This is a genomic window from Mycobacterium paraintracellulare, from assembly GCF_000276825.1.
Lineage (GTDB): Bacteria > Actinomycetota > Actinomycetes > Mycobacteriales > Mycobacteriaceae > Mycobacterium > Mycobacterium intracellulare.
The window spans coordinates 453,645-478,877 of record NC_016948.1 but is presented as its reverse complement, the minus strand read 5'-3'; the positions used below and the strand labels follow the sequence as shown (position 1 = coordinate 478,877).

The window sequence follows — 25,233 nt, the reverse complement described above, 5'->3', positions numbered from 1 at the left end:
CAGCATACTCAATCTGTACGGGCGTTGCAGGGTTGAGCTTTTCGACTACGAGTGTGGCCGAACAATGGGGAACAAAACTGTCTCCCGAATTGACAGTCCGGTCAATGTCATCAACAACCGGTCGATACCCATTCCCGTTCCGGTACATGGCGGCATCGCATACTCGAGTGCGGCAAGAAAATCCTCGTCGAGCACCATGGCCTCGTCGTCGCCGGCGGCCGCCGCGCGCGCTTGGGCGGCGAACCTCTCCCGCTGCACGACCGGGTCGTTCAATTCCGAGTAACCGGTGGCCAGCTCGACCCCGCGCACATACAGGTCCCACTTCTCGGTGACGCCGGCGATGCTGCGGTGCTGGCGCGTCAAAGGTGTTGTCTCGACCGGGAAGTCCCGCACGAACGTGGGTGCGACGAGCGCGTTGCCCACCGTGTGCTCCCACAGCTCCTCGACGATCTTTCCGTGTCCGTAACCACGGTCGCGCGGGATCTCGACGCCGAGGCGATCGGCGATGCCGAGCAGCTTTTCCACCGTCGCCTCCGGCGTGATCTCTTCACCGAGCGCCGACGACAACGACGGGTACATTTCGATCGAAGCCCATTCTCCGTCTATGTCGTAGACACTGCCGTCGGGCAGCGGTAGTTGTCGGGTTCCGATCGCCTCGTCGGCGACCTCTTGAATAAGCTCGCGCGTCACAACCGCCGAATCGTCATACGTTCCGTACGCCTGGTAGGTCTCGAGCATGGAGAATTCGGGAGAATGCGTGGAATCCGCACCTTCGTTTCGAAACACGCGATTTAGTTCGAAAACTCTGTCGAAACCGCCGACCACGCACCGCTTGAGGAACAGTTCCGGTGCGATCCTCAAGTAGAGATCGATGTCCAGCGCATTGGAATGTGTGATGAAGGGCCGCGCGGCCGCGCCGCCGGCGAGCGTCTGCAACATCGGGGTTTCGACTTCGAGAAAGCCGCGGCGCTCCAATGCGTTGCGGATGGCGCGGATGACCGCGATCCGCTGCCGGGCGACCGTGCGCGCCTGCGGGCGGACGATCAGGTCGACGTAGCGCTGCCGCACCCGCGCCTCTTCACTCATCTCCTTGTGCGCGACCGGTAGCGGACGCAACGACTTCGACGCCATCCGCCACGAATCGGCCAGCACGGACAATTCGCCGCGCCGTGAGCTGATCACGTTGCCGTGCACGTAGACGATGTCGCCCAGGTCGACGTCGGCCTTCCACGCGTCGAGGGATTCGCGGCCCACCTTGTCGAGGCTGACCATCACCTGCAGCGTGGTGCCGTCGCCCTCCTGCAGCGTGGCGAAGCAGAGCTTTCCCGAGTTGCGGGCGAAGATCACCCGGCCGGCGACGCCGACGACGTCGTCGGTCGCGGTGTCGACCGGCAGGTCGGGGTGGGCGGCGCGGACCTGCGCCAACGTGTGGGTGCGTTCGACGGCGACCGGGTAGGGGTCGCGCCCCTCGGCGAGCAGCCGAGCGCGCTTGTCCCGGCGGATCCGGTACTGCTCGGGAATATCTGGCTCGTCGGCACTCACGACGTGCCAGCTTAAATCAACTCTCGTGGTGCCCTTGACCGGCGGGCGCCCTAGCGGGCGGTCTTCAGCCGGCCGCGCTGGGCGTCGCGGTTGCGTTCGAAGACCAGCCGCAGGCCGTGCAGGGTCAGGTGCTGTTCGTAATGGCTGACGGTCTGCAGCTCGGGCAGCAGCAGGGGCGCGGTGTGTCCGGTGGCCACGATGGCGACGTCGTCACCGGCAAAGCCGTCCACGTCGTCACGGATGCGTCCGACCAGGCCGTCGACCAGACCGGCGAACCCGAACACCGCACCGGCCTGCATGCACTCGACCGTGTTCTTGCCGATCACCGAACGGGGCCGGGTCAGCTCGACGCGGCGCAGCGCGGCCGAGCGGGCCGCCGCGGCATCGGAGGAAACCTGCAGCCCGGGCGCGATCGCGCCGCCGAGGAATTCGCCCTTGGCCGACACGACGTCCACGCAGATCGAGGACCCGAAGTCGATGACGATGGCGGCCTGACCGAACTTGTGAAAGGCCGCCAGGCAGTTGACGATTCGGTCGGCGCCCACCTCTTTGGGGTTGTCCACCAGCAGCGGGATGCCGGTGCGCACCCCGGGCTCGATCAGCACGTGGGGCACCGACGGCCAGTACTGGTCGAGCATGAGCCGCACCTCGTGCAGCACCGAGGGGACGGTCGACAGCGCGGCGGCGCCGGTGAGCCGCTCGGAGTCGTCGCCGATCAATCCGTCGATGGTCAGCGCCAATTCATCCGCGGTGATCTCCGATTCGGTGCGGATCCGCCACTGCTGCACGACGTTTGCGTGCTCCTTGGCGCCCGATATGAGCCCGACGACGGTGTGGGTGTTACGGACGTCGATCGCCAGCAGCACGGCTACCGCGCAACGATCCGGGGATCCAGCAGCTCGGCCGCGTCTTCGGGCACGAACGCCGGGTCGTGGCCGAGGTCGACCGGTTTGTTGTCGGCGTCGACGAAGACGATCCGCGGCCGATACGCCCGGGCCTCCGCCTCCTCCATGGTCCCGTACGCGATCAGGATCACCAGGTCGCCCGGGTGGACGAGATGCGCTGCGGCACCGTTGATCCCGATCACGCCGCTGCCGCGTTCGCCGGTGATGGCGTAGGTGACGAGGCGGGCGCCGTTGTCGATGTCGACGATGGTCACCTGTTCGCCTTCGAGCAGGTCCGCCGCGTCCATCAGATCGGCGTCGATGGTCACCGAGCCCACGTAGTGCAGGTCGGCCTGCGTGACGGTGGCCCGGTGGATCTTCGACCTGAGCATCGTCCGTAGCATCAATTCCTCCAAGGTGATTGGGCGTATTCGTGATTGCCGTCCGGCCCTGAGGTGCCGGCGGGTGTTTCGATCTGCATTTCGATGTTGTCCAGCAGCCTGGTGGTGCCCAGCCGGGCGGCGACCAGCAGCCGGGCCGAACCGTGGGCGGGCGCCGGCCCGAGCCCGGCGTCGCGCAGCTCGAGGTAGTCGACCGTGAGCGCGGGGACGGCGTCGAGCACCGCGCGCGCCGCGTCCAGCGCGGCCGCGCCGCCGTGGTGCGCGGCGTGGGCGCCAGCAGTCAGCGCGGCCGAAAGCGTCACCGCCAGTTCGCGTTGCGTGGGGTCGAGGTAGCGGTTGCGCGACGACATCGCCAGGCCGTCGGATTCCCGGACGGTCGGCACCCCGACGACCTGGGCGTCGATGTTGAGGTCGGCGACCATCTGGCGGATCATCACCAGCTGCTGATAGTCCTTCTCGCCGAAGAAGATCCGGTCCGGGCGCACGATCTGCAGCAGCTTGCACACGACGGTGAGCACGCCCGCGAAATGGGTGGGCCGGTGGCGGCCCTCGAGCTCGGCGGCCAGCGGTCCGGGCTGCACCGTGGTGCGCAGCCCGTCGGGATACATCGCGGCGGCCGTTGGGGCGAAGACGATTTCGACGCCTTCTGCGCGCAGCAGCGCGAGGTCGTCGTCCATGGTGCGGGGATAGGCGTCGAGATCCTCACCGGCGCCGAATTGCAGGGGGTTGACGAAGATCGAGACCACGACCACCGAGCCGGGCACCCGCTTGGCCGCCCGCACCAACGCCAGATGGCCGTCGTGCAGCGCGCCCATGGTGGGCACCAGCATCACCCGGCGGCCGGTGTGGCGCAGGGCGCGGCTGACGTCGGTGACATCACGCGGGTTCGGGTACAGGTTGAGTTCGCCCGCCTTGAAGGCCGGGGGTTTTGCTCGGGTCATGGCGCCAGCACCTCCACGACGTCCTGGGGGGCGTGCGCGCGCTGCGCGGTTCGCAGGGCGTTCACCCGATACGCCTGCGCCAGTTCGGGTCCGACCCCGGCCAGGGCCGCCAGATGCCCGGCGACCGCGGCGGCGTCGCCGCGCGCGACCGGGCCGGTGAGCGCGGCCTGCCCGCGTTGCAGGGTGTTCTCCAGCGCCGCCCGGGCCAGCGGGCCGACGATGCGTTCGGCGATGCCGCCCGGCTGGTCGTCGACGGACTGTTGGGCGAGCAGCTCGCTGCCCCGCAGCGCGGCGCGCAGCGCCTCCAGGGCGTCGGCGAGCACGGTCACGATGTGGTTGCCCGCGTGGGCCAGCGCCGCGTGGTAGAGGACGCGGGCGTCCTCGGCGACGCAGAACGGCTCCCCGCCCATCTCCAGGACGAGCGATTGACCGATCGCGTACCCGACCTCGTCGGCCGCCGTGATGCCGAAGCAGGTGTCCGGCAGCCTGCTGATGTCCTCGTCGGAGCCGGTGAACGTCATGGCCGGGTGGATCGCCAGCGGGATGCAGCCCTGCGCGGCCAGCGGCGCCAGGACGCTCACCCCGTTGGCGCCGGACGTGTGGACCACGATGGTCCCGGGCCGCACGGCCGACGTCGCGGCCAGCCCGGATACCAGGCCGGCGAGTTCGCTGTCGGGAACCGCGAGCAGTAACAGCTCGGCGCCGGCGGCGACGTCGGGCGGCGTCGCCACCGGGGTGTCGGGCAGGCGGCGCTGCGCCCGCTGCCGCGACGCATGGGAGATGGCGCTGCACGCCACCACGACGTGGTCCGCGCGCTCCAGCGCGACACCGAGCGCGGTGCCCACCCGGCCGGCGGAGATGATTCCCACCTTGAGCCTGGCCGGGCGCAGACCGTCGAACTGCACCATCGCAGACGACCTCACAGATTTCTTGTTCGTTCCGGTCCCACCAGGTGGGTACCGTTCGGTCACCAAGACTCTAGTCGATCACCAGGCGTTTCCCAATGTGAGGAAGCTCCCAGCTCAGCCTTCGCGGCGGCGACGCCGGCCGCCCTCGGAGGGCTGCACCTGCAGGCGGGCCAGCAGGTCGGCCACCGACTGGCCGCCCGTGGCGGTGGTCTCTCCGGCGGCGCCGGCGTCCTCGCGCTGGGGATCACCGCCGTGCCGGGGCGTGTGCTCCGGTGCCGGCGGCGGCGCCAGCCGCGGCGGCGGGGGCGCGCCGGCGGGCGGGCCCTGCTGCACCGGGGGCTCGGGCGGCGGGGGCGGCGCCGGGGCCGGTGGCTCGGTGCCGGGGGCGAAACTGCGCACCCCGTAGTCGCGGTACTCCGCCGAATGGCGTGACCGTGCCCGGCGGCCGGACTCGGCGTAGGGCGGTTGGGGCAGGGGCTCGACGGGCAGGCCGTCCCAGGCTTCGTCTCGGTATTCGTCCCGGGCTTCGTCCCGAGGTTCGTCTCGGGACTCGTCGGGGCCCGAATGCCGGGCGCGCCGCCGCCCGCCCGCCGGTTCCCCGGGGGCGTCGGCGCCGGTCCAGTTGCTGCCCGGTGTCCCGGGTGGCAACCACTGGCCTTCCGCGGCCGTCGGCTGCCAGTCCTGGCGGTGCCGCTCCGCCCGGGGCGCAGGCTGTGGTTCGGGCTCCGGCGGAGCCTGCGGTTCGGGTTCGGGTTGCGGTGGCGGTTGCTGGCGGGGTTCGAACCGGGGCTCCGGCGGCGGTGGGGCGTAGGCCGGCTCCGGCGCCGGATACGCGGGTTCTTGGGGCGGTTCGTACTGGTAGCGGGGCCGTTCCCGACGGGGTGGCGGCGGTTGGCGGGGCGGCAGTAGGGGTTCTTCGGGGACGTCGATGATGGCCGTCTCGTCGGCGCGGCCGCGCGGGTTGTCCTGGGGCACCGAAGTGACCCGATCGCTGGGCACCCAATCGACGGGGTTGTCGCGGGGGGTCTCGCCGTTGCGATCCCACTCGCTGTAGGCGCGCTCCGGTTGCGGCTCGCTCTCGACGGTCCCGAGCGCGGGGCGGTGCGCGAGGTCGGTGTCGAACAGGATTTCCAGGCTGGTGCGCAAGGCGCTCAGCTCGGCGCGCAGTTCGGCCAGATCGTCGGCGGCCTGGGCGCGCAACTCGGAGGCCAGCTCGCGACGCAGCTGGGACTCCACGGTCAGTTCGTATTCGCGCCTGGCCGAGATCTCCCGGTCGAGCTGGAGGTCGTAGACCAGCTTGAGATCGCGGACGCGGGCTTGATCGGCGTCGCTTTGGCGGCGATAGAGCACGGAAACGAAGGCGCCGGCGACTGCGGCCCACAGCGCCAGGATTACAGCGAGCTTGAGGAGTTCCACCCGATTGGTGAAAACCAATGCGGAACTGGCACCTATCGCGAGGACCAGCAACGCGGTCAAGAGCACCCACCCCGGCCTGCGGCCGCCGCGCCGCACCCGGGCGCCGCGGGACAGAACGGTCATGGCCTGACTGTACCTGCGCGAGGTCAATCCGCGTGTCGCCCTACTCCGGCGATTCTCACCTGGGTTGATCCGCCGATCGATCGGCGCTAGGTTTCGGCGCCCTCGCCGCGCTCGGTCGGGTCGTACGGGGACTTGCAGCAATGTTGCAGCCACAGCGCGGCGACCACCAATGCCAGCGCGCTGATGGCCGCCACCACCGTTCCGGTGGTGTCCTCGGCGGCGGCCCGCAGCCAGGACCGGCGCGGCAGGAAGTACACCAGCAGTCCCACCCACCAGCCCAGCATCAACGCCCCCACCCAGGCCGACGCCTTGGCGACCATCAGGCTGCGTGCCACCGCAAGCGGATGCAACCTGCCCCGACCGGGGCCGATTTCGCCGTCGGCGATCTTGGCGCGCACGTAGCGCGCCCACAGCGCCTCGCCGATGGCCACCGCCAGCAACGACAGGCCGGTCAACACCGTGATCGGGGGAAACCACCGGTACAGGCCGTTGACCAGCAGGTAACCCAGCACGGCGGCGCCGACCACCGCGGCCGTCAGGTCACGCTTGCGGGTGGGCCCCATCAGGTTGTGAGCTCGAGCGTCAGGTCGGAGCGCCGTACGGCGGCACGGTCGGCGGGCTCCAGTTCGGCCAGCAACTGCGCGACGGGACGCGGCCCTTCGGCGACCGTCAGCCGAGCGTCCGGGTCGACCGCCAGCCAGGGGATCAGCACGAAGGCCCGCAAATGGGCCAGCGGATGCGGGAGCGTCAGGTTGTTCTCCCGCGAGGTCACCTCAGCTTGCCCGTAACAGGCGATCAGGTCGACGTCGAGGGTGCGCGGCCCCCAGCGCTCGCCGCGGACCCTGCCCGCCGCGCGCTCGAACTCCTGCGCCCGGGCCAGCCAGCCCTGCCCGTCGCAGGCCGGGTCGTCGGCGATCAGCACCGCGTTCAGGAACGGCGCCTGATCGACCCGGCCCCAGGGGTCGGTCTCGTACACCGGTGACACGGCGAGCACCGCGTCCCCCAGCCCGTCGACGACCGACTGCAACCGCGCCAGCCGGTCCCCCAGGTTGGACCCGATGGACAACACCACTCTGGTCATCCGCGCCACTCCTCGATCCCGGCTCCGCACAGGACCGAGCCGGCATCATCGTCGTCAACACGCGTCATAACGGCACCACCGAACCCCGGCCACCGCGCCGGGACCGCCGCACCACCACCGAGACGTCGGCGAACTGCTGCGGGATCGGGGCCTGCGGCTTGTGCACCACCACCTCGACGGCGTGCACGCGTTCGTCGTCCATCACCTCATCGGCGATCTGGGCGGCGACGGTCTCGATCAGGTTTCGCGCGGGTCCCGCCACGACGTCGGCCGCCAGCCGGGCCAGCGCGCCGTAGTCGTAGGTGTCGGTCAGGTCGTCGGTGGCGGCGGCCGACGCCAGATCGATCCACACGGTGACGTCGACGACGAAGTCCTGCCCGCTCGCGCGTTCGTGGTCGAAAACCCCGTGTTGCCCGCGAACCTTCAACCCGCGCAACTCGATTCGATCAGCCATCGTGTTCAGCCAGCCCAGTGTGCGTCTCGTCGTTCCACGCCGCCACGACCTTGAGCGCATCGACCGTGGCGCGCACATCGTGCACCCGTACCCCCCAGGCCCCGTGCAGCGCGGCGAGCGCGGAAATCACCGCGGTCGCCGTCTCACGCCCGTCGGGGGGCCGCGGCGAACCGTCGGGCCCGGCCAGCAACGTACCGAGGAACCGTTTGCGCGACGCGCCCAGCAGCACCGGGATCCCGGTGGCGACCAATCGCGGCAGCGCATGCAGCAGCGCCCAATTGTGTTGTCCCGTCTTGGCGAATCCCAGCCCCGGATCGATCATCAGCTGAGCGGGATCGACACCGGCGGACACCGCGGCGTCGACACTGGCAAGCAACTCGGCGCGCACCTCGGCGACCACGTCACGATAGTCCGGGGCCGCGTGCGGACGCTGCGCCGACACGGAGCGCCAATGCATCAGCACCCAAGGCACTTTCGCCTCGGCCAGCAGCGGCGCCATGGCGGGATCGGCCCGGCCGCCGGACACGTCGTTGACGATCCGCGCGCCGCTGCACAGCGCCGCCCGCGCGACGTCGGCGTGCATGGTATCGATGCTCACCGTAATGCCTTGCGAGGAAAGCTCTTTGACCACGGGGACGACCCGGGAGGCCTCGACACGGGCGTCGACGCGCGTGGCACCGGGACGGGTGGATTCTCCCCCGACGTCGACGATGTCGGCGCCGTCGGCGGCCAGCGCCAATCCGTGTGCCACGGCTTTGTCGGGGTCGAGATAGCGGCCGCCGTCGGAGAACGAATCGTCAGTGACGTTCAGAACTCCCATTACCTGCACAGGCGCCAGGCTCACTTCCGCAGGATGAGGTCGAGCGCCTCGGCTCGAGAAGCGGCGTTCGTTTTGAATATTCCGCGCACCGCCGAGGTCGTGGTCGTCGCTCCGGGCTTGCGGACACCGCGCATCGCCATGCACAGGTGCTCGGCCTCGACCACGACGATCACACCGCGCGGATTGAGCTTTTTCACAAGGGCGTCGGCGATTTGGCTGGTGAGCCGTTCCTGCACCTGGGGCCGCTTGGCGTACAGATCGACCAGTCGCGCGATCTTCGACAGGCCGGTGACCCTGCCGTCGTTGCCCGGGATGTAGCCGACGTGGGCCACCCCGTGGAACGACACCAGGTGGTGTTCGCACGTGGAGTACAGCGGGATTTCCTTGACCAGCACCAACTCGTCGTGATCCTCGTCGAACATGGTGTTCAACACGCTGTCCGGATCGGTGTAGAGCCCGGCGAACATCTCCCGGTAGGCGCGGGCGACGCGGGCCGGGGTTTCCCGCAGCCCGTGCCGGTCCGGGTCTTCGCCGATCGCGCACAGCAACTCGCGGACCGCGGCCTCGGCACGGTCCTGGTCGAAGACCCGCATCTTGGACATCGCGGTGTCCGGCAGTGCCATCGAATCCTCCGTTTGCTCAGCCGTGGGCCGGCGGATTGGACCGGCTCACGTCGTCATCCTGCCGGTCGGGCGAGCCACCCTCCTGGGCGGGCTGTCCCGGTGGGGGATACGGCGGGTACGGCGGGTACGACGGCTGCGCCTGGCCCTGCTGGCCGGAACGACCCTGCCCGCCCGGATAGCCCTGCTGGTGGCCGGCGTGGCCCTGCTGACCGGGATAGGGCTGCGGGCCCGGATAACTGGGCGCCGGTTGCTGCCAATAGGGCTGCTGTGGCGGCTGCGCCGGCGGATGCCAATAGTTCGGCTGCTGCTGCGGTTGCTGCGCTTGCGGCGGCCATCCCGGCGCGCGCCAGCCCGCCGGCGCGCCGTAGTCCGGCTGGGTGGGCCCGTGCGGCGCACCCTTACCGCTGGCCTGACCGCCGTGAGAACCGTTGCCGCCGTTGGCGTTTCGGTCGGCCTCCAGCCGTGCCGCTTCGCTGGCCCGCGCGATGGCCGCCTTGAACGCCGGCTCGGGGGTGGGCGGCGGCCACGGCTCGCCACGCTCGATGGCCAGCTCGCCGGGGGTCTTGATGGGCGGCTTGTCCGACGGGATGCGGCCACCGAAATCGTCGAACATGGTGAGCCGCGGGCGCTTTTCGACGCCCGAGAAGATGCTTTCCAGTTCGGCCCGGTGCAGGGTTTCCTTTTCCAGCAGCTCGCCGGCGAGGGTGTCGAGGATGTCGCGGTATTCGGTGAGGATTTCCCACGCCTCGGTGTGCGCGGCCTCGATCAGCTTGCGGATCTCGTCGTCGATGTCGCGGGCGACCTCGTGCGAATAGTCCGCCTGCGTTCCCATGGTGCGGCCCAGGAACGGGTCGCCGTGTTCCGAACCGTATTTGACCGCACCGAGTTTGGAGCTCATCCCGAATTCGGTGACCATGGCACGCGCGATCTTGGTGGCCTGCTCGATGTCCGACACCGCGCCGGTGGTCGGCTCCCGGAAGACCAGCTCCTCCGCGGCGCGCCCGCCCATGGCAAACACCAACTGCGCGATCATCTCCGAGCGGGTCCGCAGCCCCTTGTCTTCCTCCGGCACCGCCACCGCGTGCCCGCCGGTGCGGCCTCGCGCCAGGATCGTCACCTTGTAGATCGGCTCGATGTCGGGCATCGCCCAGGCCGCCAGGGTGTGGCCGCCTTCGTGGTAGGCGGTGATCTTCTTTTCCTGCTCGCTGATGATGCGGCCCTTGCGGCGCGGGCCGCCGATCACCCGGTCCACCGCCTCTTCCAGGGCGGCGCTGGTGATGACGGTGCCGTTCTCCCGGGCCGTGAGCAACGCCGCCTCGTTGATGACGTTGGCCAGGTCGGCGCCGGTCATGCCGACGGTCCGCTTGGCCAGCCCGGCGAGGTCGGCATCCGGGCCGATCGGCTTGCCCTTGGAGTGCACCTCCAGCACCGCCTTGCGGCCCGCCAGGTCCGGGTTGGACACCGGGATCTGCCGGTCGAAGCGGCCGGGCCGCAGCAGCGCCGGGTCCAGGATGTCGGGCCGGTTGGTGGCCGCGATCAGGATCACGCCGGCCCGCGGGTCGAACCCGTCCATTTCGACCAGCAACTGGTTCAGCGTCTGCTCGCGCTCGTCGTGCCCGCCGCCCAGGCCCGCGCCGCGCTGGCGGCCAACGGCGTCGATCTCGTCGACGAAGATGATGCACGGGTTGTTCTGTTTGGCCTGGTCGAACAGGTCGCGTACCCGGGACGCACCGACACCGACGAACATCTCGACGAAGTCTGAGCCGGAGATGGTGAAGAACGGGACGCCGGCCTCGCCCGCCACCGCGCGGGCGAGCAGCGTCTTGCCGGTCCCGGGCGGACCGTAGAGCAGCACGCCCCGGGGGATCTTGGCGCCCAGCGCCTGATAGCGACCGGGGTTCTGCAGGAAGTCCTTGATCTCGTAAAGCTCCTCGACCGCCTCGTCGACGCCGGCGACGTCGGCGAACGTGGTCTTGGGCATGTCCTTGGAGAGCTGCTTGGCGCGCGATTTGCCGAACCCGAAGCCCATCCGGGCGCCGCCCTGCATGCGGGAGAACATCACGAACAGCCCGACCAGCAGCAGCAGCGGCAGGACGTAGACCAGCAGCTCGCCCAGGATGCTGCCCTGGTTGACGACGGTGCTGACCTTCGCGTTCTTGGCGGTCAGCGCGTTGAAGAGGTCGACCGCATACCCGCTCGGGTATTTGGTGATGACCTTGTCGGAGTTGTCCGTGTCGCCATTGCCCTTCTTCAGGGTCAGGCGCAGCTGCTGCTCGCGATCGTCGATTTGCGCGCTTTTGACGTTGTCGCCGTTGATCTGGGACATCGCCACGGACGTGTCGACGGGCTTATAGCCGCGAGTGTCGTCGCTGAAATAGAAGAACGACCAGCCGAGCAGCACCACGACAGCAATCGCCGTGATGGTGCGAATAACGTTTTTCCGGTTCATCAATCATCGGCCTTGCCGGCCAGGTCCTTCCCCGATATACACGCAGCTGGAAAAGTCCAGGCTACCGCCTGTGGCGATCGCCAGCTCCGGCAGCGCCGGGGCGCAGCGGGTCGCCACCATCTGCTCCGCGGCGATCGCCAGCTCCGGCAGCGCCGGGGCGCAGCGGGTCGCCACCACCCTGTTCAGTTAACGACGGGCGGTTCCCGCGTCGCGTCACTCGTAGTAGCGCGCCTCGACCACATTCCCGTCGGGATCGGCGAAATAGAATCCCTGCGGCGCCCAGCCCCGCGCGCCGAAGCTGTGGTTCAGCCGGGCACTGGTGTCCACGCCCTCGGCCTGCAGGCGCGTGTCGAGCGCGTCGTATTCGGCCTTCGACAGGGCAAGGCAGACGTGGTTGACCGGTTGGCCGGCGCTTCCTTCGGCCACCGCGGACGACACCGCACCGGAAGCCATCTCGAGTGGCATCAGGTCGATGATCGAATCCTCGGACACCCGCACGCTGGGGAAAGGCGCCTCGGCGGCCTCGAACTCGGCGAACCGCACCGGTGCCAGCCCGACCACCCTCGAGTAGAAGTCCATCGCCGCGCGCGGATCCTTCGTCCACAGAACTACGTGGTCCAATCGCATGCACAAATTATGCTGCGCGGGGCCAAAGAGACCCTTCTCAGTGCGCAACCGTTGTGCTTTGGTGAGACGGTGCCCCCAACCCAACGGTTAGTAGATACCAATGGTGTGCGGCTGCGGGTGACCGAAGCGGGCGACCGCGGCGCACCCGTGGTGATCCTGGCCCACGGCTTTCCCGAACTGGCCTACTCCTGGCGCCACCAGATAGACGTCCTCGCGCAAGCCGGCTACCACGTGCTGGCGCCCGATCAGCGCGGCTACGGCGGTTCGGATCGCCCGGATGCCGTCGAGGCGTACGACATTCACCAGTTGACGGGAGACCTGGTCGGTTTGCTCGACGACGTCGGCGCCGAGCGTGCCGTGTGGATCGGGCACGACTGGGGTGCCGCCGTGGTGTGGAACGCCCCGCTGCTGCACCCCGACCGGGTCGCGGCCGTCGCCGCGCTCAGCGTGCCCGTGACGCCGCGCCCGCGCGTAGCGCCGACGAAGGCGTGGCGAAAGATGTTCGGCGAGAACTTCTTCTACATCCTCTACTTTCAGGAGCCCGGTGTCGCCGACGCCGAATTGAACGCCGATCCCGCCCGGGTGATCCGTCGCATGATGGGCAGCCTGGGAACCGACGGCAAGGATGCGCTGGTGCGGATGGCCAGCCCCGGTCCGGCGGGTTTCGTCGAACGCCTTGGCGAACCGGACGGCCTGCCGGACTGGATAAGCCAGGACGAGCTCGACCACTACGTCGCCGAATTCTCGCGGACCGGCTTCACCGGCGGGCTGAACTGGTATCGCAATTTCGACCGCAACTGGGAGACCACGCCCGAACTCGACGGCGTCAAGATTTCGGTCCCGTGTCTGTTCATCGGCGGGACGGCCGATCCGGTCCTGTCGTTCACCCGCGCCGACCGCGCCGCGGAGGCGATTTCCGGTCCGTACCGACAGGTGATGATCGACGGCGCCGGGCATTGGCTGCAGCAGGAGCGCCCCGGCGAGGTGAATGCGGCCTTACTGGAATTCCTCAACGGATTGGAGCTTTGATGAGCGCGCCCCTGCGTTTCGGTGTCTTTATCACGCCGTTTCACCCCGTCGGCCAATCCCCAACGGTCGCACTCGAGTACGACATGGAACGCGTCGTCGCGCTGGATCGCCTCGGGTTCGATGAAGCGTGGTTCGGCGAACACCACTCGGGCGGCTACGAGCTGATCGCCTGTCCGGAGGTATTCATCGCCGCGGCGGCCGAGCGGACCAAACACATCCGGCTGGGCACGGGAGTGGTCTCGCTGCCCTATCACCACCCGCTGATGGTCGCCGATCGCTGGGTGCTGCTGGATCACCTGACCCGCGGCCGGGTCATGTTCGGTACCGGCCCGGGTGCGCTGCCGTCGGACGCCTACATGATGGGCATCGATCCCGTCGAACAGCGACCGATGATGCAGGAATCCCTCGAGGCCATTTTGGCGCTGTTCCGGGCCGCACCCACCGAACGGATCGACCGCCACTCCGATTGGTTCACCCTGCGCGACGCGCAGTTGCACATCCGGCCCTACACCTGGCCTTACCCCGAAATCTCCACGGCGGCAATGATTTCGCCGTCCGGTCCGCGGCTGGCCGGCGCGCTGGGCACCTCGCTGCTGTCGCTGTCGATGTCGGTGCCCGGCGGCTACGCGGCGCTGGAAACCACCTGGGACGTGGTGCGCGAGCAGGCCGAAAAGGCCGGACGGGACGAGCCCGACCGCGGCAACTGGCGCGTCCTGAGCATCATGCACATCGCCGACAGCCGCGAGCAGGCCATCGACGATTGCACTTACGGGCTGCAGGATTTCGCGAATTACTTCGGCGCCGCCGGATTCGTCCCGCTGGCCAACAGCGTGGAAGGCACCCAGACGCCACACGAGTTCGTCGCGGACTACGCGGCCAAGGGGAATTGCTGCATCGGCACGCCCGAGGACGCCATCGCCCACATCGAAGACCTGCTCGACCGCTCCGGCGGCTTCGGCACCCTGCTGATGCTCGGCCATGACTGGGCATCGCCCGAGGCGACGTACCGCTGCTATGACCTGATGGCGCGCAAGGTGATTCCCCACTTCAAACGTCAACTCGAAGCGTCCCGCGCATCGCACGACTGGGCCAGAGGCAAACGTGACCAGTTGATCGGCCGGGCCGGCGAGGCCGTGGTCAAGGCCATCACCGAGCACGTCGACGAACAGAAAGACGCGGTGCACTGATGCGCGCCTCGGTGTTGCGCGACGGTCGCATGGTCTACCGCGACGACGTGCCCGACCCGATCCCCGAAGCCGGGCAGGTGCTCGTCGGCGTGCGGGCATGCGGAATCTGCGGCAGCGACCTGCATTTCGCCGCCCACGGCGCCCAGGTGCTGGAAATGACCGAACGGGCGGCCGGTGGCGGCGGTGGCATGCACGTCGACCTGGACCACGACATCTTCATGGGTCACGAATTCAGCGCCGAGATACTCGAAGCCGGCCCCGACACCGAGACCCATCCACCGGGCACCCTGGTCACCTCGCTGCCGGTGCTGTTGTCCGCCAAGGGCGTCGAGCCAATTGTGTACAGCAACAGCACAATCGGCGGCTACTCCGAACGGATGCTGTTGTCCGCGCCGCTACTGCTGCCCGTCCCCAATGGCCTGGACTTCAAACACGCAGCACTGACCGAACCCATGGCGGTGGGATTGCATGCCGTCAACAAGTCCAACGTCGCGCCCGGGGAGACGGCCCTGGTACTGGGCTGCGGCCCGATCGGGATCGCCATCGTCGCAGCCCTTCGGTCCAAGGGCGTCGAAACCATTGTGGCGGCGGACTTTTCGCCGAAGCGACGGGAACTCGCCACCGCGATGGGAGCTCACCAGACGCTGGATCCGGCGCAGGGCTCGCCCTTCGACAGTGTCAAGCCCGCGGTGGTGTTCGAGGCCGTCGGGGTGCCCGGCATCATCGACGACGTGCTGCTCCGCGCGCGGCCGGGCACCCGACTGGTGGTTGCCGGGGTGTGCATGCAACCCGACACAGTGCATCCCTTCTTCGCGATCGCCAAAGAGATCAACGTGCAGTTCGTGCTCGCCTACACCCCCGACGAGTTCGGCGACTCGTTGCGCGCGCTGGCCGACGGCGACATCGACGTCAGCCCGCTGATCACCGGCGAGGTGGGCTTGGATGCGGTCGGGGCGGCGTTCGACGACCTGGCCGACCCCGAGCGGCACTGCAAGGTTCTCGTCACGCCCTGAAACTTGTCAGGGGCCCCGCCTATAATCGAACGCATGTTCGAAGTACCGTCGGATCCCGCCGCTCTGGTGGCGGTGATCGAGTCCACGCATCGGGAGGAGTCGATGCTGGTGGCGCGGCGGTTGGCGGCGGTGGCGGCGCTGCTGCGGCATCGGGTGGCCACTGCCGACGGGGCCGATCGGGAGTACGCCGAGATCGACGGTTTCGAGCAGACCGCCGCCGAGGTCGCCGCGGTGATGAACCTGTCTGCGATGGGTGCCAGTTTTCTGGTGTCGCACGCCGAGGCGCTCGATACCCGCCTGCCGCGGGTGGCGGCGCTGTTGGCCGAGGGGCGAACGGATTGGCGCACGGTGCGTTTGGTCATCACCCGCACCGATCTGGTCACCGACCGGGAGGTGATCGCCCAGCTCGATGAGTCGTTGGCCGCCCGGATCGGGAATTGGCACGGTTGGTCGCGGCAGCGGATCGTCAACGCCGTCGATGCCGCGGTGCGGGTCGCCGATCCCGACGCCGCCCGGGAGCGTCGGGTGGCCGCCGAGGAGGACCGTTACGTCGCCATCAGCGCCGCGGACAACGGGATGGCCGAGATCCGCGGTTCGGTGGCCGCCGCCGCCGCGACGGCCTTTGATCGCCGGCTGTCCCAACTCGCCAAGCAGGTGTGCCCGGCCGATCCACGGACGATGGATCAGCGCCGCGCCGACGCACTGTCGGCGCTGGCCGAGGGCCGCCGGTTGGGCTGTGCGTGTGGGCAAGCCGACTGCCCCACCCGGGCCGGCGAGCACGCTCGCGAAGGTGAGCCGACCGGGGCGCGGGTGGTCGTCAGCGTGATGGCCGGCGAACAGACCGTCTACGCCGTCGGCGCCGGGCCCGGCTATCTGGAGGGCTATGGGGTCATCGATGCCGAGCAGGTGCGCCGGTTGGCGGCCGCCGCGTCGGTGCTGGTGGCCAACCCGGTGACCAGTCCGGTCGAGGCCTTGCGCTATCAACCGCCGGCGGGGCTGGAACGGTTCGTGCGCTGCCGTGATCTGACCTGCCGCTTTCCCGGATGCTCCCGCCCGGCGATGATCTGCGATATCGACCACACCATTCCGTTCAACCATCAAGATCCGCGGGCGGGTGGGCGCACCGTCGCGGAGAACCTGAAATGCCTGTGCCGCCAGCATCATCGGCTCAAAACCTTCGGGGGCTGGCGCGACAAACAGTTGGCCGATGGAACCGTGGTCTGGACTTCGCCGACCGGCAACATCTACCGGACCTCGCCGGCGGGTGCGGATCTGTTTCCGGCGGGGCGCGCCCCGGCCTGCGCCGCCCCCGAGCCGAGGCGACGCAGCCGATCACGGCAGCGCAGCGCGCGGATCACCCAGGCGCGCACCCACAATCGCGAGCAGCGCCCGATCAACGCGGCCCGCCGCCGGCTCGAACAGGATCGCAAAGACGAGATCGCGGCCCGCAAGTTCCGAAACCACATGCGCGACATGCTGTTCCTGTTCAAGGGAACACCGAGCACCAGCCCCTACTGCACCTGGGTCAACGACCCCCGAGAACCGGAAGAACTGCCCCCGGACTGGGAACCCGACCAACCCACCCTGCAGCCCCTACCCGACGAACCACCCTTCTGACGCGTCACCCACCCGCGGGGGGCTGCGCGATGACCGTGGGCTTGAAACCGTATCGGGGAGTGACGAAGTGGGCCGCGACGCCGCGCCCCGCCCCAGCGGCGGGCACCATCGGCACCCCGCCCACCGCGTTCGTGGCACGTTCGACGGCTCCCGCGGCGGTGGCACCATTGAGCGCCACGGCGATCGGCGGTGCCGGGGCCGCACTCGCCCAGGCGGCGGGCACCGCCAATCCGCCGATCGATGCCGCCTTGCCGACGGCCCCGCCGATCGCGCCGATCGAGCCCAGGCCCGCACCCGAAACGGCGGGAAGGGCCGCTTCCGCGGCCTTGGCGACGCCCTCGGCGGCGGACTTCGCGGCGGGCATGAAGCCCTGCGCGAGACTTTGGATGTCCTTGAACGCCGTGGTGAACAACCGCGTCGGCGAAATCAACCGGATGAATGCGTCGAAAGGCGTGCTGGCATCGAGGGTTTGCGACCCGGTCAGGCCCTCCAACAGATCCCCCAACGGGCCCCCCACGACAATGCCGTCGCCCTCGGGGTTCATGCCGATCCCGCCGAACGACAGTGTGGGATTGGCCGGCGACGGGGACGTGTTGGTCGGCCCGGCCAGCGCCGACAGGGTCTGGGGCACCGCGTCGAGCCCCTGCGCGCTGTCGCTCCCGCTCGTACCGGCGGCCCGGGCCACCGCGGCGGCCTGACCGGCGACGCCGGCCGGATCCGTGGTGGGCGCCGCCGGTTCGAACGCGGGCAAGGTCGCGGCCGCCGCCGACGCGCCGGCATATTCGTACATCGCGGCGGCGTCCTGGGCCCACATCTCGCCGTATTGCGCCTCGGTGGCCGCGATCGCCGGGGTGTTCTGCCCGAGGAAGTTCGTCGCCAGCAACTCCATCAGCAACGCCCGGTTCGCCGCGATCACCGGCGGCGGCACCGTTTCGGCGAATGCCGCCTCGTAAGCACCCGCCGCCGCCACCGCTTGGTTCGCCGCCTGTTCGGCCTGTCCGGCCGTGGCGCTCAGCCACGCCACTTGCGGCACGGCCGCGGTGAGCATGGACGTCGCGGCCGGCCCCTGCCACGGGCCGCCCTCGATGCCCGCGATCACCGACCCGTAGGACGAAGCCGCGGAATGCAGGCCGGCGGCCAGGCCGCCCCACGCCGCGCCGGCGAGCAGCAACGGCCCCGAACCCGGCCCCGAATAGATCAGCGCGGAATTGATCTCCGGCGGCAACTGCGCAAAATCCAGCATCGTGTCCTCGCCTAACCGACCGCGGCGGCGTTGGCGAGTTCCGTGGCGGCATACGAACCGGCGCTGATGCCAAGCGTCGTCGCCAACTGCTCGCGAACCGCCGCCGCCTGCGCACTGATCTCCTGGAAGAGCTGTCCATGCCGGGAGAACCGGGCGGCCGTCAGGATCGACACCGCATCGGCGGCGGCGGGCGCCACCGCCGTCGTCGCCACGGCGAGCGCCGAATTGTTTTCCTGCACTGCGGCATTGATGCCGTGCAGCTCACGCGAAGCCGCATCGAGAATTTCCGGCCTTGCCATCAGAAAAGACATGGTGAGTCCTCAAAACCCTTTCAATTAACCAGCTTTCAGCGACGATCACCGGCGCCGAGTCCGACGCTCGTCACGTTAGGCCGGTGACCTCGGGTGATGACAGCCTGCGGCCGGCTATTTCATAACCGGTTGGACAACTATTCATTTAGCTGGACGCGTCCGCTGCGACTCTTTGGGTTCGGCATGAATATCGCGGTAATCCAATATGATTGGAGTCATATATGTTCGTATATGAGCGCACCGCAGCGCCGATTTTGCTTTGCTAGGGGTACCGGTGAGCCCGCGCCGGACGACCCCCCTCCCGACAGGATCCGCCCGCTGGCTATGCTGCCCACGCAGGTATCCGCAGCTTGACGGGACGGAACACCGATGCTGGCGCGCGACGCATTCACCGGCTGACTGCCTTGGCCGCCAATGGTTCCGCTCTGGCGCAGTTCTTGCGCGCGCGCCGCAGCCTGGTCCGGCCCAGCGAGGTCGGCCTGCCTGAGGGCGAACGCCGCAGGGTCGCCGGCCTGCGCCGGGAGGAAGTCGCGGTGCTCGCCGGCATCAGCACCGACTACTACCTCCGCCTCGAGCAGGGCCGCGAAACCAACCCCTCCGATCAGGTGCTCACTTCGATCGCCCGGGCGCTGCGACTGGACGACGACGCCGTGGTGTACATGCGAAACCTCATGCGCCATGGATCGGCCGAGCGCATTGCGCCACTGCAGCAATTGAATCCGGGCCTCCGTGATCTGCTCGACGGTTTTCCACGGGCGGCCGCGATCGTCGTCGACCCCGGCATGACGGTCGTCGTCGCGAACCGGGCGGCGGCGGCGTTGTCACCGCACTTGCGGGTCGGGTCCAACGCCGTGCGGGAACTGTTTCTCGATCCGCGCTCGCCGCAGTTGTACCGCGACTGGAAGTTGCTGACCGCGTGGGCGGTCCGGCTGCTCCGCGCGACGTACGGCCAGCGTCCCGATCCGGCCCTGATCAACCTGGTCGACGAGTTGATCGAGCACAGCCCGCGGTTTCGCCAGCAGTGGGCCCGCCACGATGTCAGGCACGAAGTCGCCGGAGGGTTGGGCATCAACCACCCGGAGGTCGGCGCGCTGCGGCTCAACTACCAGCAAATGGTGCTGCCGGGGACCGGTCACGTGCTGGTGGCTTACTGGGCCGAATCCGGCTCGCCATCGGAGGCCGCCATGCTGCGCCTGGGCGCCGACTGAGCCTGGGTGTGGCACTACCAGGAACAACGCGTCCTGGATGCAAGCGCTCGGCCGCCGCAACATTTGACGCATGAGCCATACTTCCCGTCCGGCTGTCCTGACATGACGCAAGCAACACCCGAAACGCATCCCGGCGCAATGGAACTGGTCGCGGTGCTGGCCGGGTTCATGGCGGGTCCGGTGGCAACACCCGCCCTGATATGGCTCAGCCTGGCCCTGGAGCTGCCCCTGGTGGTGGTCATCGTCCTGCTCGTCGCCATGGTGCTGGTGTCAAACTGGCTCTCGCACATCATTATTCGCATCCACGAGCCGGGCTGAGCCGGGAACCGGGCCACGGCACCGACCACTTGACCGGAAATCCACAACACGGACGGCGGGGCCAGGGGCTAGGGTGCCAGGCATGCCGGTCGCAACCAACGCCTCGAACCTTGTCCGCCGATCGATCGCGGTGGCCGCGGCCGGCCTGACCGTCGCGGCGGCGTCGGCATGCGACGAGCCCAGCCCGTCGCACCCGGGCGCCAACCCGCGCCAGGTAACGGTTTTGGGAACCGGGCAGGTGCAAGGCGTCCCGGACACGCTGACCGCCGACGTCGGTATCGAATTCACCGCCCCCGACGTCACCACCGCGATGAACCAGACCAACGACCGTCAGCAGGCGGTCATCAACGCGCTGCTCGGCGCCGGCGTGGACCACAAGGACATCAGCACCACCGAGGTCACCCTGGCGCCGCAGTACAACAATCCCGGCCCCAGCGGCACGGCCGACATCAGCGGATACCGCGCCACCAACGCCGTCGCCGTCAAGATCCACCCACCCGACGCCGCGTCGCGGTTGCTGGCCCTCGTCGTCGGCACGGGGGGCGACGCCACCCGGATCAGGTCGGTCCGCTATTCAATCGCCGACGATTCGCAGCTGGTCAAGGACGCCCGCACGCGGGCGTTCAACGACGCCAAGGGCCGCGCCGAGCAGTACGCCCAGCTGTCCGGGCTCCGGCTGGGCCGGGTGCTGTCCATCTCGGAGGCCACCGGCAACCCCCCGCCGGTCGGGACGCCGACGCCGCGGGCCATGCCGTCGATGGTCCCGCTCGAGCCCGGCCAGCAGACCGTGAACTTCTCGGTCACCGCCGTGTGGGAGCTGGACTGAGCCGGCCGGATGGCGGCGACCTGCCGCGCCCGGCTTCGCCGCGCTTGCGATCGCCGCGAGCTACTGCTGGTAGACCCTGGGGTCCAGGGTGCCGATGTAGGACAGGTCGCGGTAGCGCTCGTCGTAATCGAGGCCGTAGCCGACGACGAAGTCGTTCGGGATGTCGAAGCCCACGTAGGCGATGTCGACGTGGGCTCCCTTCGCGTCCGGCTTGCGCAGCAGCGTGCACACCTTCAGCGACCGCGGATGCCGCGTTTTGAGGTTGCGCAGCAGCCACGACAGGGTCAGGCCCGAGTCCACGACGTCCTCGACGATCAGGACATCGCGGCCTTGGATGTCGCGGTCCAGGTCCTTGAGGATGCGCACCACACCCGACGAGGACGTCGATGATCCGTACGAGCTGACGGCCATGAATTCGAACTGCGTCGGCACCGGGATCGCGCGGGCCAGGTCGGTGACGAAGATCACGGCGCCCTTGAGCACGGTGATCAACAGCAGGTCCTGGCCGGTCTCGCTCGCGGCGTCGCGGTAGTGCTCCCCGATTTCGCGGCCGAGTTCGGCGATTCGCGCCTGAATCTGCTCCGCCGTCAGCAGGACAGACTTGATATCCCCGGGGTAGAGCTCCGCGGGCTGGGCGGGGGTGATCGCCGAGGAGATCTGGGCCACGCCCACAGAGTGCCACGCCGGCGGGCGGATAACCAACGGCGGCCCCGATATTGCGGTCAGCCGACCGGTTCGCGCCACAGCGTCAAAACGCCGTCGCGGCGGCCCGCGAACAACCGCTCGTCGGGCACGGACGACCCCACCGCCACGCCGCCCTGGCCGCGCCACGCGGTGATCAGGGTGTCGACCCCCCGAATCTGCTTGTCGGTCAGCCCCGTTGCGCCGCCCGCCAGCAGCCAGGCCCGGATCACGCGCCGCCGCACGGGCGCGTCCAGCGTCGCCAGCGCCGAGACCCGTAGCCCATCGCCCGCCTTGGCGCCGGGCAGCGCCCGGGCGGCGAGCGTGTCGATCAACTCGCCGTCCTCCCGCAGCGCGGTCGCGGTGCGGGCCAGCGCCTCGGCGACGCCCCCGCCGAGCACGTCTTCGAGCAGCGGCAACACCTCGGCACGCAACCGGGTCCGGGTGAAGCGGGGGTCGCTGTTGTGCGGATCGCGCCATGCGGTCAGGCCCAGCTCCCGGCACGCGTCGTGCGTCACCGCACGCCGGACCCCCAACAACGGCCGGCACCACGGCGGATCGTAGGGGCGCATCCCGGCGATCGAGCGCACGCCGGACCCCCGGCCCAGCCCGAGCAGCACCGTCTCGGCCTGGTCGTCGAGCGTGTGGCCGAGCAGCACCGGGCCGTCGTGGTAGGCGGCCAGCGCGGCGTAGCGGGCCGCGCGGGCCGCGGCTTCGGGACCACCCTCCGTGCCGACCTGCACCCGAATCACTTGCGCCGCAACACATCCCAGTGCGACGGCCTGCGCCCGGGCGGCTTCGGCGACGTCGGCCGAGCCGGGTTGCAGGCCGTGGTCCACCACCACCGCGGTGGTGGGCCGCAGCTGGGCCGCCACCGCGGTCAGCGCCAACGAATCCGGGCCACCGGACAGGGCCACGCACCATTGGTCGACGGCGGCGAGGTGCGTCTTGACGAACGCCTCGACCGCCGCGCGCAGCCGGCCTACAGCACCCTGTCGATCCATCGCTGGGGCTCTTCGATCTCGATGGGCAGCGGCAGCGTTTCGGGCCCCGCCCAGATGGCGTTGAATCGCGCCATGCCCACCTGGCCCACGACGTGGTCGACGAACGCCTTGCCGCGCGTGTATTGGCTGAGCTTGGCGTCGAGTCCCAGCAGTGCGCGCAGCAAGCGCTGCAGGGGCGGTTGCTTGCGGTGGCGGCGCTCGTCGAAGCGGCGGCGGATGGTGGCCACCGACGGCACGGCGATCGGCCCGACGGCATCCATGACGTGGTCGGCGTGGCCCTCCAGCAGCGTGCCCAGCACGAGCAGCTGATCCAGGGCGTGGCGCTGAGGCTCGGACTGCACCGCCCGCACCAGACCGAGGATGCCCGCCGAGTTGGCGTCGGAGTTCTGATTGCCGCGATTGCGGGCGTAGTCGGCGAGCCGGCTCACCACCTCCCCGAGGTCGTCACCGGCGTCGCGGGTCAGCAGGCCCAGCGCCTGCGACATGTAGTCGGGCAGCCACGGGTTGGCGGTGAACTGCACGCGATGGGTGACCTCGTGCAGGCACACCCACAGCCGGAAATCGGACGGCTCGATCCGAAGCTGCCGCTCGACGGCGATGACGTTCGGGTACACCAGCAGCAGGCAGCCGGCCCTGGCCCCGTTATCGGTGGCGAAGGGGTCGTATTGGCCGAGGATCCCCGACGAGACGTAGGCCAGGACGGCGCCGGTCTGCGCGCCGGTGACCCGGCCCGTGAGAAACCCGCGCGGCTTCTCCGCGCCGTTCATCATCACCCGCATCGACTCGGCCGCGGCGGCGACCCATTCCGGGCGGTCGACGATGCGCGCGGCGGGCACGGCACCATCCGCGACCAGGCCGGTGACGTCACGGACCAGGGGTTCGGCCTTGGCGGCCGCGTCCACCAGTTCGTCCATCACCTGGCGCCGGGTGTAGTCGCTGGACGGTGGCCCGGGCCGGGCCAGCCGCCGGCCGACCGTGGCCGCGAATTGCCAGTCGACGGCGGTGCCCAGCGTCAGTTCCGACGCCGGCGTCATGAGCACCCGCAGAACCAGAGCCGGGTCGCCAGCGCGTCCATCACGTTGCGGCCGTTGGGGCCCGCGTCGTTGGAGATGAATGCGAAGGTGAGCACCCGGCCGCTGCGGTCGGTGAGCACCCCGGCCAGCGCGTTGATGTTGGTCAGCGAGCCGGTCTTGGCCCGCAGCCAGCCGGCGGGACCCTGGATGGTCGAGGCGTCGAGGAACCGGTCGCCCAGCGTCCCGCTGCCGGCGGCGATCGGAAGCAGGTCCAGCAGCGCCCGCAGCGACGGCTGGTCGGGCCCGGCGGCGGCCTGCAGCACCCCGTCGAGCGTCTTGGCCGTGAGCCGGTCGTCGACCGAAAGCCCGCTGGAGTCCAGCAGCGCCGCGCCCGCGGTGTCGACGTGGGCGGTGCTCAACCGGTTGGTCACCGCGTCGGCCGCGCCGGCGAAGCTGCGCGGCCGGTTGATCGCGGCCGCCACCTCACGGGCGATGCATTCGGCCAGCACGTTGTCGGAGTGGTCCATCATCTCGGAGAGCCGTTGGACCAACGGCGCCGACTGCACGACGGCCAGCTGCCGCGCGCCGGACGGCGCCGTCGCGATCGTCACCGCGGCGGGATCGAGGTTCAGCGCCTTGGCCAGCTCGCGGCCGGCGTCCAGCGCCGGCGTCCGGGACCGCCGGGAGTTGACCGTGGTCGGCTGGATGCGCCCGGCGTCGATCATCACCGACTCGATCGGCGCGATGTCGCCGTTGTCGACGTCGGCGGGATCCCAGCCCTGCGCCATCGTCGGGCCGCTGAACGCCGAGGTGTCCACCTGCACCGCGGTCGGGGTCACCCCGCTGCGCCGGATCTGTTCGACGAGGTCGCTGATGCGGGCCGCGCCGCGGTACCAGGTGTCCTGCCCGGGCGGCGCCGCCGACAGCAGCGGATCGCCGGCGCCCACCAGCACGACGGGGCCCTGGGCGTTCTGGCTGCCCGCGACCACCCGGGTGCTGATCCGGGCCTGGCGGTCCAACGTCAGCAGGGCGGCGGCGGCCGTCAGCACCTTGTTGGTCGACGCCGGCACCAGCGGCATGTCGTCGGCCACCTGCCACAGCTCTTTTCCGGTGAGGGCGTCGGTGATCCGGCCGCCGAGCCTGCCCAGGTTGGGATCGCCCGCCACCGGTGCCAGCGCGGCGCCCACGCCGGGCCCGCTGGGTAACTCGGCGGTGTCGCTCACCGGGACCATGCCGGGTTTGACCGTGGGCGCGTGCGGAGGCGGGATCGGGGCGCGCGCGCTGCCCGCGCCGTGCCCGGTCGTGGTGAAAAACGTCGCCGCCACCACCACGGCAGCGACGAACGCCAGCACGCCCAACCCGATCAACACTGGGGTGGATTTTTGCCAGCGAGTACGGGCCATCACTCTCCTGACTGTCTGAACCCATTCTGCCGAATCGGCGCCGATGGGCTCGACTAGGGTGTAGCAGAGCAAAATTGGCCTGCCCATGCAGACACTCAGACAAGGAGCCGA

General features: G+C 69.5%; 27 protein-coding genes. 8 read left to right on the top strand and 19 right to left on the bottom strand.

The window, feature by feature from the left end; genetic code table 11:
• Positions 1–45: 45 nt before the first annotated feature.
• The 12 genes from lysS to ftsH form a co-directional block, all read right to left on the bottom strand.
• Positions 46–1,542 carry a lysine--tRNA ligase gene (gene lysS / locus OCQ_RS02375; RefSeq protein WP_008263500.1) on the bottom strand — a complete coding sequence of 499 codons (1,497 nt, stop codon included), beginning with the start codon at positions 1,540–1,542 and terminating at the stop codon, positions 46–48.
• Positions 1,543–1,592: 50 nt separating this feature from the next.
• Positions 1,593–2,408, bottom strand: coding sequence for a type III pantothenate kinase (locus tag OCQ_RS02370; protein WP_008263499.1), 816 nt, complete (start codon positions 2,406–2,408; stop codon positions 1,593–1,595).
• Positions 2,409–2,410: 2 nt separating this feature from the next.
• Positions 2,411–2,830: an aspartate 1-decarboxylase gene (gene panD, locus OCQ_RS02365; protein ID WP_008263496.1), complete on the bottom strand. Its 420-nt coding sequence runs from the start codon at positions 2,828–2,830 to the stop codon at positions 2,411–2,413.
• A complete protein-coding gene (gene panC / locus OCQ_RS02360; RefSeq protein ID WP_008263493.1) occupies positions 2,830–3,768 on the bottom strand; it encodes a pantoate--beta-alanine ligase in 939 nt (312 codons plus the stop codon). The genes panD and panC overlap by 1 nt, the downstream gene beginning before the upstream one ends.
• Positions 3,765–4,676, bottom strand: coding sequence for a Rossmann-like and DUF2520 domain-containing protein (locus OCQ_RS02355; RefSeq protein ID WP_014383745.1), 912 nt, complete (start codon positions 4,674–4,676; stop codon positions 3,765–3,767). The genes panC and OCQ_RS02355 overlap by 4 nt, the downstream gene beginning before the upstream one ends.
• Positions 4,677–4,790: 114 nt before the next feature.
• Positions 4,791–6,215 carry a DUF6779 domain-containing protein gene (locus tag OCQ_RS02350; RefSeq protein ID WP_014381726.1) on the bottom strand — a complete coding sequence of 475 codons (1,425 nt, stop codon included), beginning with the start codon at positions 6,213–6,215 and terminating at the stop codon, positions 4,791–4,793.
• A gap of 86 nt (positions 6,216–6,301) precedes the next feature.
• Positions 6,302–6,778: a DUF3180 domain-containing protein gene (locus OCQ_RS02345; protein WP_008263488.1), complete on the bottom strand. Its 477-nt coding sequence runs from the start codon at positions 6,776–6,778 to the stop codon at positions 6,302–6,304.
• Complete coding sequence (gene folK / locus OCQ_RS02340; protein WP_008263487.1) at positions 6,778–7,296, bottom strand: 2-amino-4-hydroxy-6-hydroxymethyldihydropteridine diphosphokinase; 519 nt, start codon at positions 7,294–7,296, stop codon at positions 6,778–6,780. Before folK ends, OCQ_RS02345 begins: the two co-directional genes overlap by 1 nt.
• 64 nt (positions 7,297–7,360) lie before the next feature.
• Positions 7,361–7,750: a dihydroneopterin aldolase gene (gene folB / locus OCQ_RS02335; RefSeq protein WP_008263472.1), complete on the bottom strand. Its 390-nt coding sequence runs from the start codon at positions 7,748–7,750 to the stop codon at positions 7,361–7,363.
• Positions 7,743–8,594, bottom strand: coding sequence for a dihydropteroate synthase (folP, locus tag OCQ_RS02330; protein ID WP_085976422.1), 852 nt, complete (start codon positions 8,592–8,594; stop codon positions 7,743–7,745). The genes folB and folP overlap by 8 nt, the downstream gene beginning before the upstream one ends.
• Entirely contained in the window at positions 8,591–9,193 is a 603-nt protein-coding gene (folE, locus tag OCQ_RS02325; protein ID WP_014378981.1) for a GTP cyclohydrolase I FolE, read from the bottom strand. Before folE ends, folP begins: the two co-directional genes overlap by 4 nt.
• Before the next feature lie 16 nt (positions 9,194–9,209).
• Positions 9,210–11,642, bottom strand: coding sequence for an ATP-dependent zinc metalloprotease FtsH (gene ftsH, locus OCQ_RS02320; RefSeq protein ID WP_014378980.1), 2,433 nt, complete (start codon positions 11,640–11,642; stop codon positions 9,210–9,212).
• 70 nt (positions 11,643–11,712) lie between these two features.
• On the opposite strand from ftsH, the gene OCQ_RS02315 reads away from it, so the two are divergent.
• Complete coding sequence (locus tag OCQ_RS02315; RefSeq protein WP_014381724.1) at positions 11,713–11,832, top strand: hypothetical protein; 120 nt, start codon at positions 11,713–11,715, stop codon at positions 11,830–11,832.
• A 23-nt stretch (positions 11,833–11,855) separates the two neighbouring features.
• On the opposite strand, the gene OCQ_RS02310 is transcribed toward OCQ_RS02315, so the two are convergent.
• The gene (locus OCQ_RS02310) at positions 11,856–12,269 is read right to left on the bottom strand and encodes a VOC family protein (RefSeq protein WP_014378978.1); all 414 of its coding nucleotides are present in this window, start codon (positions 12,267–12,269) and stop codon (positions 11,856–11,858) included.
• A 51-nt stretch (positions 12,270–12,320) separates the two neighbouring features.
• Here OCQ_RS02310 and OCQ_RS02305 point away from each other — a divergent pair, with 51 nt between their 5' ends.
• Genes OCQ_RS02305 through OCQ_RS02290 form a run of 4 tightly spaced genes read left to right on the top strand, consistent with a single transcriptional unit; the run spans position 12,321 to position 17,115 of the window.
• Positions 12,321–13,298: an alpha/beta fold hydrolase gene (locus OCQ_RS02305; RefSeq protein ID WP_232065646.1), complete on the top strand. Its 978-nt coding sequence runs from the start codon at positions 12,321–12,323 to the stop codon at positions 13,296–13,298.
• Positions 13,298–14,485, top strand: coding sequence for an LLM class flavin-dependent oxidoreductase (locus tag OCQ_RS02300; protein WP_008263461.1), 1,188 nt, complete (start codon positions 13,298–13,300; stop codon positions 14,483–14,485). Before OCQ_RS02305 ends, OCQ_RS02300 begins: the two co-directional genes overlap by 1 nt.
• Positions 14,485–15,498 carry a zinc-binding dehydrogenase gene (locus tag OCQ_RS02295; RefSeq protein WP_009957412.1) on the top strand — a complete coding sequence of 338 codons (1,014 nt, stop codon included), beginning with the start codon at positions 14,485–14,487 and terminating at the stop codon, positions 15,496–15,498. Before OCQ_RS02300 ends, OCQ_RS02295 begins: the two co-directional genes overlap by 1 nt.
• Before the next feature lie 33 nt (positions 15,499–15,531).
• On the top strand, positions 15,532–17,115 hold the full coding sequence (locus OCQ_RS02290; protein WP_014383742.1) for an HNH endonuclease signature motif containing protein: 1,584 nt from the start codon (positions 15,532–15,534) through the stop codon (positions 17,113–17,115).
• Between the two features lie 4 nt (positions 17,116–17,119).
• On the opposite strand, the gene OCQ_RS02285 is transcribed toward OCQ_RS02290, so the two are convergent.
• Both OCQ_RS02285 and OCQ_RS02280 read right to left on the bottom strand, forming a co-directional pair.
• Complete coding sequence (locus OCQ_RS02285; protein WP_014383741.1) at positions 17,120–18,358, bottom strand: PPE family protein; 1,239 nt, start codon at positions 18,356–18,358, stop codon at positions 17,120–17,122.
• Positions 18,359–18,369: 11 nt separating this feature from the next.
• A complete protein-coding gene (locus OCQ_RS02280; protein ID WP_014383740.1) occupies positions 18,370–18,669 on the bottom strand; it encodes a PE family protein in 300 nt (99 codons plus the stop codon).
• 404 nt (positions 18,670–19,073) lie between these two features.
• Here OCQ_RS02280 and OCQ_RS02275 point away from each other — a divergent pair, with 404 nt between their 5' ends.
• The 3 genes from OCQ_RS02275 (at position 19,074) to OCQ_RS02265 (ending at position 21,021) form a co-directional block, all read left to right on the top strand.
• Complete coding sequence (locus OCQ_RS02275; protein ID WP_014383739.1) at positions 19,074–19,877, top strand: helix-turn-helix domain-containing protein; 804 nt, start codon at positions 19,074–19,076, stop codon at positions 19,875–19,877.
• Positions 19,878–19,979: 102 nt separating this feature from the next.
• On the top strand, positions 19,980–20,195 hold the full coding sequence (locus tag OCQ_RS02270; RefSeq protein WP_014383738.1) for a hypothetical protein: 216 nt from the start codon (positions 19,980–19,982) through the stop codon (positions 20,193–20,195).
• 82 nt (positions 20,196–20,277) lie between these two features.
• Entirely contained in the window at positions 20,278–21,021 is a 744-nt protein-coding gene (locus OCQ_RS02265) for an SIMPL domain-containing protein (RefSeq protein ID WP_014383737.1), read from the top strand.
• Positions 21,022–21,081: 60 nt separating this feature from the next.
• Here the strand turns inward: OCQ_RS02265 and hpt are convergent, their stop codons facing one another.
• From hpt to dacB, 4 genes are read right to left on the bottom strand one after another with little or no spacing between them, the layout of a single operon-like run.
• Entirely contained in the window at positions 21,082–21,693 is a 612-nt protein-coding gene (gene hpt, locus OCQ_RS02260; RefSeq protein ID WP_008263453.1) for a hypoxanthine phosphoribosyltransferase, read from the bottom strand.
• A 50-nt stretch (positions 21,694–21,743) separates the two neighbouring features.
• On the bottom strand, positions 21,744–22,706 hold the full coding sequence (gene tilS, locus OCQ_RS02255; RefSeq protein ID WP_014378969.1) for a tRNA lysidine(34) synthetase TilS: 963 nt from the start codon (positions 22,704–22,706) through the stop codon (positions 21,744–21,746).
• Positions 22,685–23,740, bottom strand: a complete 1,056-nt coding sequence (locus tag OCQ_RS02250) for a zinc-dependent metalloprotease (protein ID WP_014383736.1) — start codon at positions 23,738–23,740, stop codon at positions 22,685–22,687. The genes tilS and OCQ_RS02250 overlap by 22 nt, the downstream gene beginning before the upstream one ends.
• Positions 23,737–25,122: a D-alanyl-D-alanine carboxypeptidase/D-alanyl-D-alanine endopeptidase gene (dacB, locus tag OCQ_RS02245; RefSeq protein ID WP_139826549.1), complete on the bottom strand. Its 1,386-nt coding sequence runs from the start codon at positions 25,120–25,122 to the stop codon at positions 23,737–23,739. The genes OCQ_RS02250 and dacB overlap by 4 nt, the downstream gene beginning before the upstream one ends.
• Between the last annotated feature and the right edge of the window lie 111 nt (positions 25,123–25,233).

Bases quoted from the DNA above. Each gene is read 5' to 3' on its own strand.
- panC (WP_008263493.1), bottom strand. From the start codon at position 3,768: ATGACCCGAGCAAAACCCCCGGCCTTCAAGGCGGGCGAACTCAACCTG.
- panD (WP_008263496.1), bottom strand. From the start codon at position 2,830: ATGCTACGGACGATGCTCAGGTCGAAGATCCACCGGGCCACCGTCACG.
- ftsH (WP_014378980.1), bottom strand. From the start codon at position 11,642: ATGAACCGGAAAAACGTTATTCGCACCATCACGGCGATTGCTGTCGTG.
- dacB (WP_139826549.1), bottom strand. From the start codon at position 25,122: ATGGCCCGTACTCGCTGGCAAAAATCCACCCCAGTGTTGATCGGGTTG.
- OCQ_RS02280 (WP_014383740.1), bottom strand. From the start codon at position 18,669: ATGTCTTTTCTGATGGCAAGGCCGGAAATTCTCGATGCGGCTTCGCGT.
- OCQ_RS02285 (WP_014383741.1), bottom strand. From the start codon at position 18,358: ATGCTGGATTTTGCGCAGTTGCCGCCGGAGATCAATTCCGCGCTGATC.
- OCQ_RS02310 (WP_014378978.1), bottom strand. From the start codon at position 12,269: ATGCGATTGGACCACGTAGTTCTGTGGACGAAGGATCCGCGCGCGGCG.
- OCQ_RS02350 (WP_014381726.1), bottom strand. From the start codon at position 6,215: ATGACCGTTCTGTCCCGCGGCGCCCGGGTGCGGCGCGGCGGCCGCAGG.
- tilS (WP_014378969.1), bottom strand. From the start codon at position 22,706: ATGGATCGACAGGGTGCTGTAGGCCGGCTGCGCGCGGCGGTCGAGGCG.
- OCQ_RS02270 (WP_014383738.1), top strand. From the start codon at position 19,980: ATGACGCAAGCAACACCCGAAACGCATCCCGGCGCAATGGAACTGGTC.
- OCQ_RS02300 (WP_008263461.1), top strand. From the start codon at position 13,298: ATGAGCGCGCCCCTGCGTTTCGGTGTCTTTATCACGCCGTTTCACCCC.
- OCQ_RS02345 (WP_008263488.1), bottom strand. From the start codon at position 6,778: ATGGGGCCCACCCGCAAGCGTGACCTGACGGCCGCGGTGGTCGGCGCC.
- OCQ_RS02265 (WP_014383737.1), top strand. From the start codon at position 20,278: ATGCCGGTCGCAACCAACGCCTCGAACCTTGTCCGCCGATCGATCGCG.
- OCQ_RS02295 (WP_009957412.1), top strand. From the start codon at position 14,485: ATGCGCGCCTCGGTGTTGCGCGACGGTCGCATGGTCTACCGCGACGAC.
- folE (WP_014378981.1), bottom strand. From the start codon at position 9,193: ATGGCACTGCCGGACACCGCGATGTCCAAGATGCGGGTCTTCGACCAG.
- folK (WP_008263487.1), bottom strand. From the start codon at position 7,296: ATGACCAGAGTGGTGTTGTCCATCGGGTCCAACCTGGGGGACCGGCTG.
- OCQ_RS02250 (WP_014383736.1), bottom strand. From the start codon at position 23,740: ATGACGCCGGCGTCGGAACTGACGCTGGGCACCGCCGTCGACTGGCAA.
- OCQ_RS02290 (WP_014383742.1), top strand. From the start codon at position 15,532: ATGTTCGAAGTACCGTCGGATCCCGCCGCTCTGGTGGCGGTGATCGAG.
- OCQ_RS02355 (WP_014383745.1), bottom strand. From the start codon at position 4,676: ATGGTGCAGTTCGACGGTCTGCGCCCGGCCAGGCTCAAGGTGGGAATC.
- folB (WP_008263472.1), bottom strand. From the start codon at position 7,750: ATGGCTGATCGAATCGAGTTGCGCGGGTTGAAGGTTCGCGGGCAACAC.